The 365-nt window shown below is 44.1% G+C and carries 1 protein-coding gene; it reads right to left on the bottom strand.

The window, feature by feature from the left end:
- Window positions 1-107 precede the first annotated feature (107 nt).
- The coding region (locus tag EMN46_RS20140; protein WP_229130461.1) for a hypothetical protein at window positions 108-365 on the bottom strand (258 nt) is incomplete at its 5' end.

Raw genomic sequence — 365 nt, 5'->3', positions numbered from 1 at the left:
TTAAGGGGGGCTTCAGCTTTATCGGTGGAATCTGTCATCGTCATTACTTCTGGCTACTACTCTACTTGAGGGGCTATTTAGCGCTATATGTAGCAAACAGGCGCAGTCTACCAGATTTTGTCTTCTACGCTATGCTCGCGAGAAATATTAGCTCCAAAACAACGATTGAGTAATTGCACAATCACCGAAGCAGTAAACCCCCAAATCTCATAATCGCCAAACTGATATGCTGGTATCCAATGATTGGGCTTTTCAGTGGTATCACGAAAACTTGGGAACACATCCGTTCGCACACGCTCGTCTTTCAGAAAGAAACGTAACGGCACACTAAAAATCGTCTCCGTTTCCGACTTGTTTGCCTTTAA

The sequence above is a fragment of the Ancylomarina sp. 16SWW S1-10-2 genome (assembly GCF_009669305.1).
Taxonomy (GTDB): domain Bacteria; phylum Bacteroidota; class Bacteroidia; order Bacteroidales; family Marinifilaceae; genus Ancylomarina.
The sequence above is the reverse complement of the archived record's forward strand: the minus strand, read 5'-3'. Positions and strand labels throughout refer to the sequence as shown.